This is a genomic window from Acidovorax sp. FW305-C-20-28, assembly GCF_058783375.1.
The window spans coordinates 1-5,678 of sequence record NZ_JBYSYM010000075.1; the positions used below are offsets into that span (position 1 = coordinate 1).

General features: G+C 69.2%; 7 protein-coding genes. 4 read left to right on the forward strand and 3 right to left on the reverse strand.

All coding sequences use genetic code 11. The features are described 5' to 3' along the window. Window positions 1-73 precede the first annotated feature (73 nt). Window positions 74-541, reverse strand: a complete 468-nt coding sequence (gene soxR / locus AC3WOH_RS34720) for a redox-sensitive transcriptional activator SoxR (RefSeq protein WP_492233872.1) — start codon at window positions 539-541, stop codon at window positions 74-76. 89 nt (window positions 542-630) lie between these two features. Between soxR and AC3WOH_RS34725 the strand changes: the two genes are divergently transcribed. Together AC3WOH_RS34725 and AC3WOH_RS34730 are read left to right on the forward strand one after the other, a co-directional pair. Beyond that, entirely contained in the window at window positions 631-1,083 is a 453-nt protein-coding gene (locus tag AC3WOH_RS34725; protein WP_492233873.1) for a RidA family protein, read from the forward strand. A 112-nt stretch (window positions 1,084-1,195) separates the two neighbouring features. Beyond that, complete coding sequence (locus AC3WOH_RS34730; protein ID WP_492233874.1) at window positions 1,196-1,339, forward strand: hypothetical protein; 144 nt, start codon at window positions 1,196-1,198, stop codon at window positions 1,337-1,339. A gap of 79 nt (window positions 1,340-1,418) precedes the next feature. On the opposite strand, the gene AC3WOH_RS34735 is transcribed toward AC3WOH_RS34730, so the two are convergent. Next, a complete protein-coding gene (locus AC3WOH_RS34735) occupies window positions 1,419-3,710 on the reverse strand; it encodes a putative bifunctional diguanylate cyclase/phosphodiesterase (RefSeq protein WP_492233875.1) in 2,292 nt (763 codons plus the stop codon). 154 nt (window positions 3,711-3,864) lie between these two features. Continuing rightward, window positions 3,865-4,845 (reverse strand): ribosome biogenesis GTPase YlqF, encoded by a 981-nt coding sequence (gene ylqF, locus AC3WOH_RS34740; RefSeq protein ID WP_492233876.1) that lies wholly within the window; start codon window positions 4,843-4,845, stop codon window positions 3,865-3,867. A gap of 112 nt (window positions 4,846-4,957) precedes the next feature. On the opposite strand from ylqF, the gene AC3WOH_RS34745 reads away from it, so the two are divergent. Both AC3WOH_RS34745 and AC3WOH_RS34750 read left to right on the forward strand, forming a co-directional pair. Then, window positions 4,958-5,206, forward strand: coding sequence for a hypothetical protein (locus tag AC3WOH_RS34745; RefSeq protein ID WP_492233877.1), 249 nt, complete (start codon window positions 4,958-4,960; stop codon window positions 5,204-5,206). Between the two features lie 47 nt (window positions 5,207-5,253). After that, window positions 5,254-5,421: an oxidoreductase-like domain-containing protein gene (locus AC3WOH_RS34750; RefSeq protein ID WP_492233878.1), complete on the forward strand. Its 168-nt coding sequence runs from the start codon at window positions 5,254-5,256 to the stop codon at window positions 5,419-5,421. Window positions 5,422-5,678 lie beyond the last annotated feature (257 nt).

The following is a 5,678-nucleotide window of genomic DNA, read 5'->3' on the forward strand; positions in this document are numbered from 1 at the left end:
CGGGAAGCCGCAGACAGTGCTGTAGCACGGCAAGGCGAACCAACGACGTTAGACGGTTGAAGGCGAATCCGTATCAGAAATGCGGCCCGGGGCCCTCCTGGGCCAACGCATCCTGCGCATTGCGCAGCGGGCAGACCTTGAGCGACAGGCAGCCGCAGCCGATGCAGCCGTCGAGCTGGTCGCGCAGCGCGGTCAGCGTGCGGATGCGCTCATCGAGGTCCTCGCGCCAGCGCTCCGACAGGCGCCGCCAGTCGGCCACCGTGGGCGTGCGGCCCGAGGGCAGGGCCTGCAGGGCTTCGCCGATGGCGGCCAGCGGCACACCCATGCGCTGGGCGATCTTGATCACCGACACCCGGCGCAGCACCGAGCGCGGGTAGCGCCGCTGGTTGCCCGCGCTGCGCACGCTGGCGATGAGACCGCGGGCCTCGTAGAAATGCAGGGCCGACACCGCCAGCCCGCTGCGCCGGGCCACTTCGCCCACCGACAGGTCGGCCGCCAGCTCTGCCATGGAATCGCCGTGTGCGTCGTCGTGATGCTTCATGGCCTTGCTTTCGAAATGGGTCGTTGACCTCAAGTTAACTTGAGATTCAATACTAGCAGCTTGTCCAACGCATTGCAGGAAACACCCCCATGCCACAGATCGCCTCCCACTTCATGCCATCGCACGCCGCCGCGCTGGCCCACATCAACCCTGCGGGCGTCTACGACCCAGCCCCCAACGGCTACACCCACGTGGTGGTCGCGCCCCTGTCGGGCCGCACGGTCTATGCCTCGGGCCAGGGCGGCGAGAACCTGGCAGGCGAGCTCTCGCCCGACTTCGCCACCCAGCTCGCGCAGGCCCTGGACAACATGCGCCGCGTGCTCGAAGCGGCCGGCGCCACGGTGCACGATGTGGCGCGGCTCACCCTTCTGGTCGTGGACCACAGCGAGGCCCGCCTGGCGCTGTGGAGCGAGGCGGCACGCCGCGTCTGGGGCGACGCCCCCACGCCCGCCTGCACGCTGATCCCCGTGCCGCGCCTGGCGCTGGACGGCATGCTGGTCGAAGTGGAGGCCACGGCCGTGGTCGCGGCGGCGCAGCCATGAGGCGGCGCGCCGGCCGGCCCCGAAAAGAGCTGCGCACCGCCATGCCGGGTGCCCGGTTGTGGCGTACCATGCGGTGCGACGCTCCCATCCGCAGACCCAACCAGGAGGACCCATGGCCAAAGGCGATCAGCGCAGCAACAAGATGACCAAGAAGCCCAAGAAGGACACGTCGATCCCGAAGGAGTCGCATGGCTCCGACCGGCCCACGCCGCCCGTGACGGCCGTGATCCCGCGCGGCAAGGACAAGAACAAATAGGCCGGACCGCGCTCCCTGCCGTACCGAACAAAGAACAGCCCCCGCTGCACCGTGCAGCGGGGGCTGTTTCATTGGCGTATCAGACCAGGGGGCCAGGTGAGAGCCGGGCCAGCCAGTCCTCCTGCGGCTCGGGCCGGCCGTAGAGGTAGCCCTGGTAGAGGATATCGGGCGCGCGCTGGCGCAGGAAGTCGGCCTGGGCCCGGGTCTCCACGCCCTCGGCCACCACGCGCAGGCCGAAGTGGCTGGCCACCGACAGGATGGCCTGCACCAGCACGCCATCGTCGGCGCTGGTGGGCGCGTCGTGCACGAAGGAGCGGTCGATCTTGATCTCGTGGATGGGCAGGCGCTTGAGGTAGGCCAGCGAAGAGTAGCCGGTGCCGAAATCGTCCAGCGACATCTCCACCCCCAGCGCAGCAAGCTCGCGCATCTTGCCCACGGCATCGTCGAAGTCGTCGATCACCAGGCCTTCGGTGACCTCCAGCGTGAGCAGCCGCGGGTCGGCCTGGGTGGATTCGAGCAGCGCACGCAGCTGCGGCACGAAATGGGCCTGGCGGAACTGGCGTGCACTGAGGTTGACCGACAGGCGCAGGCGCTGCTCGCGCATCACCGGCTGGGCCAGCAGCGCGCACGACTGCGCGAGCACCCAGTTGCCCAGGCCCACGATCAGGTCGGACTCCTCAGCGATGGGAATGAAGGCCCCCGGGGCCAGCAGGCCATCGCGCGGGTGCTGCCAGCGCACCAGCACCTCGGCCCCGGTAAGCTGGCCCTGCGCATCCACCTGCGATTGCAGGAACAGCCGCAGCTCGTCGCCCGCGATGGCGTGGCGCAGCGTGCGCTCGACCTGGAAGCGCTGCTCCGCCGCCTCGCCCATGCCCTGCTCGAAGAAGGCCGAGCGCCCGCCCCCCGCCTGCTTGGCCCGGTGCAGCGCCGTGCCCGCGCGGCGCAGCGCCTCCTGGGGCGAGTCGGCCGGGCTCTGCGGGTACAGCGTGATGCCGATGCTGGCACCGAGCTGGGCCTCGTCGGCATAGCCCTCCAGCCGCAGCGGCTGCAGCAGCAGGGCCTGCACCTGCTCGGCAAAGGCCAGCGCCCGGCGGCTGGCCTGGGGCGGCTGGTTGGCCAGGTCGTGCAGCACGATGGCGAACTCGTCGCCGGCCACGCGCACCAGCAGCCCCTGGTCGGGCAGCAGTTCGGACAGGCGCAGCGCCACGGCGCACAGCAGCCGGTCGCCCATCTCGCTGCCGCGCGCATCGTTGAAGGTGGTGAAGCGGTCCAGGTCGAGCAGCACCAGCGCGTGCAAGGCGCCCGGCGCATTCGACGCGCGCCCCGAGCGCCACTGCAGGGCCGACAGCCGGTCCATCAGCATGGTGCGGTTGGGCAGGCTGGTGAGCCCGTCGAAGTGGGACAGGCGGTGGATCTCGTCGGCCGCGCGCTTGCGCTCGGTGATGTCCTGCTTGAGTTCCACGTAGTGGGTGATGTGCCCGTCGGACTGGCGTATGGGGGCCACCACCACGGCCTCGATCACCTCGGCCCCGTCCTTGCGGCGGTTGACCTGCTCGCCACCCCAGTTCTCGCCACGCGCCAGCGTGTCGCGCAGGCCCAGGCGCTGCGCCGGCGCCATGCCATTGCTGGAGACGCGCGCCGAGGGCTGGCCCAGCACCTCGTCGCGCGCATAGCCCATGCGGGCCAGGAAGGCGGCATTGACGTACTCGATGCGCCCGGACAGGTCGGTGATGACGATGCTCTCGGGGCTCTGCTCCACGGCGCGCAGCAGCTTGCGCAGCTCGGCCTCGCTGGCCGCCAGGCTGGAGGCCGTGTGCTGTGCCTCCTGCACGCGGCGCAGGTAGCTGCGGCGCGACAGCAGCGTGGCGGCAGCCGTGACGGACAGGATGCCCGTGAGGTAGGCCAGGTAGGCCATGCGGTTGCCATAGCGCGCATCGGGCAGCATGCCGCGCAGGTCGGCCCACAGGAAGAACAGCATCAGCACGCCCGTGCAGCCCGTGAGCCACAGCGTGGCACGTGCCCCCAGCACCCAGCCGGCAAACACGATGAGCACCGGGAAGTTGAGCAGGTTGGGCCCGCGCAGCCCGCCATTGCTGGCCGCCACCAGCGCCACGACGCCCCACACCCCCCAGACCAGCACCAGCGCCGCCTGGTGCCAGCGCCCCATGCGCCCCAGCGCCACGGACAGGGCGCCCATGGCGCCGGCGCCCAGATTGAGCAGCACATGCGTCCAGGACAGGGGGGTATCGAGCAGCAGCAGTGCCGCGATCAGGGTGCCGGTGACCGCGACCACCCAGGCACCTGCGCGCACCAGTTGCTGCCTGGTGGCGTCGTCCTGGTCCGAGGGCAGCAGGTGGGCAACAGCGTGCATGGTCGTCAAAGCGGTGGCAGCCGATGGTGTGGCATGGTAACGCGATACACCGCGTCTATCGAGTCCTCAATTGCCACAGCCGGCCCCAAGCGCCCGCCAGCCCTGGTGTCCGCCAGCGCCCCGGGGCGCCATTTGGGGGGGAAGCCGCTCTTGGCTATTCGGCTTCGCCGTCGTCGTCCCCGCCGTGGGGTTCGCGCACGCCCGAGCCCTTGCCCCGGGCCTTGGCGCGTGCATCCTTCTTGGCCTGGCGCTTGGCATCCTCGACCAGGCCGGCGGCACGCCAGGCCTCGAACTGCTCGGGTGTCTCCAGTGTGATGCGCCCCAGGATGGCGGTGCGGAAGTCGGTCATCACGATCTCGGCCGCCTTCTGCAGGTTCACCCGGCCACCGCCCAGCATGGCACCGCGCTTTCTGCCGATGGCTTCGAGTAGTTCATCGTCCTGCATGGTCGCCACCGCGCCTGCGGGCAGGCCGAGCTTGTAGCGCGCCTCCAGCTCCGGCACATAGTGCTGCTGCAGGCGGCGCAGCAGTTCCAGCGCCACCAGTTCCTCGTCGTAGGCATTGCGGCCCACGGCGCCGCTGGCGGCCAGGTTGTAGCCGCTTTCGGGCACGATGATGCGCGGCCACAGCATGCCGGGCGTGTCCCAGAGGTAGAAGTCGTCGGCCAGCGTGATGCGCTGCTCGATCTTGGTGATGCCGGCCTCGTCGCCGGTCTTGGCCTGGCGCTTGTTGGTCAGGGTGTTGATCAGCGTGGATTTGCCCACATTGGGCACGCCGCAGATCAGCACGCGCATGGGCTTGGCCATGCCGCCCCGGTTGGGCGCCAGGCGGTGGCAGCCGTCGATGAGCTTGCGCGCGGGCGCGGCCTCCGAGGCATCGAGCGGAATCGCCGCCGTATCGCTCTGGGCGTTGTACCAGTCGAGCCACAGCGCCGTGCGCGCGGCGTCGGCCACGTCCTGCTTGTTGAGCACCTTGAGCGTGGGCTTGTGGCCCGTGAGCTCGGCCAGCAGCGGGTTGGCGCTGGAGCCGGGCAGGCGCGCGTCCAGCACCTCGATCACCACATCAATGTCCTTGATGCGTTCGGTGATGGCTTTCTTGGTCAGGTGCATGTGACCGGGGAACCACTGGATGGCCATGCGGGGGTACTTTCTGCTCGAACGGATCGGAAATCGGGGTGGCAAGGATAATCGCGGTTTGCCTTGGCGCTGTTTTCGCGCGCTTTCGGCCTATTTTCCGCCAGCCATTGCCATGCCTACCAACGACAACAACAACACCCCGCGCAATTCCCAGCAGGCCAAGGCCGACAAGGAGATGCTGTTCAAGGGCGTCACCTGCGCCCTCATCGGCCTGGTGATCCTGCTGGCGCCCTATGTGGCGCGCTCCGGCGGCGTGCGCGACCTCATGGCCCAGGCCACCTTGGTGGGCTGGTTTGCGCTGGTGCTGGGCGGGGCCTTCATCGTGAACTACCTGCTGCGCCGGGCCAGGCGCCAGCGCTGATGGGCGCCGGCACACCGCCCGTGGCCCCGGTCGATGCGGCCCGGGCGATGTTCGCACAGGTGCAGCAGCAGGCTGCGGCGGTGAACATCACCTTGCGCGCGCCGCCGCCGGAGCCTACCAGTTGTTGTGGGCGGGGGTGCAATGGGTGTGTGTGGGAGGGGTTCTTTGCGGCGGCTGACTACTGGCGCGAGGAGGCGTTGCTGCAGTTGGGATGATGGCGTTGTTGCTGTCCGAGTGTTCCAGCGGCCTGGGTTTGTAGTGACCGCATGCTTTCATTGAGGGCGGGAGCCGGGGTATGCGCCCGGCGGCGCACCTACTGTTCTTTTGCTTCGCCAAAAAAAGAAAGTAGGCAAAGAAAAGGCGACCCCGCTGCCCGTGTCCCTTCGCTTCGCTACGGGCAGCCTGCGATGCTCGAAGCTGGGGTGCGCCTCGCAACTCACTGCGCTCCCCCTTCGGGTGAGCTCCGTTCAGA

Coding starts and splice junctions, on each gene's coding strand:
- AC3WOH_RS34750 (WP_492233878.1), top strand. CDS start 5,254: ATGTTCGCACAGGTGCAGCAGCAGGCTGCGGCGGTGAACATCACCTTG.
- soxR (WP_492233872.1), bottom strand. CDS start 541: ATGAAGCATCACGACGACGCACACGGCGATTCCATGGCAGAGCTGGCG.
- AC3WOH_RS34730 (WP_492233874.1), top strand. CDS start 1,196: ATGGCCAAAGGCGATCAGCGCAGCAACAAGATGACCAAGAAGCCCAAG.
- AC3WOH_RS34735 (WP_492233875.1), bottom strand. CDS start 3,710: ATGCACGCTGTTGCCCACCTGCTGCCCTCGGACCAGGACGACGCCACC.
- ylqF (WP_492233876.1), bottom strand. CDS start 4,845: ATGGCCATCCAGTGGTTCCCCGGTCACATGCACCTGACCAAGAAAGCC.
- AC3WOH_RS34745 (WP_492233877.1), top strand. CDS start 4,958: ATGCCTACCAACGACAACAACAACACCCCGCGCAATTCCCAGCAGGCC.
- AC3WOH_RS34725 (WP_492233873.1), top strand. CDS start 631: ATGCCACAGATCGCCTCCCACTTCATGCCATCGCACGCCGCCGCGCTG.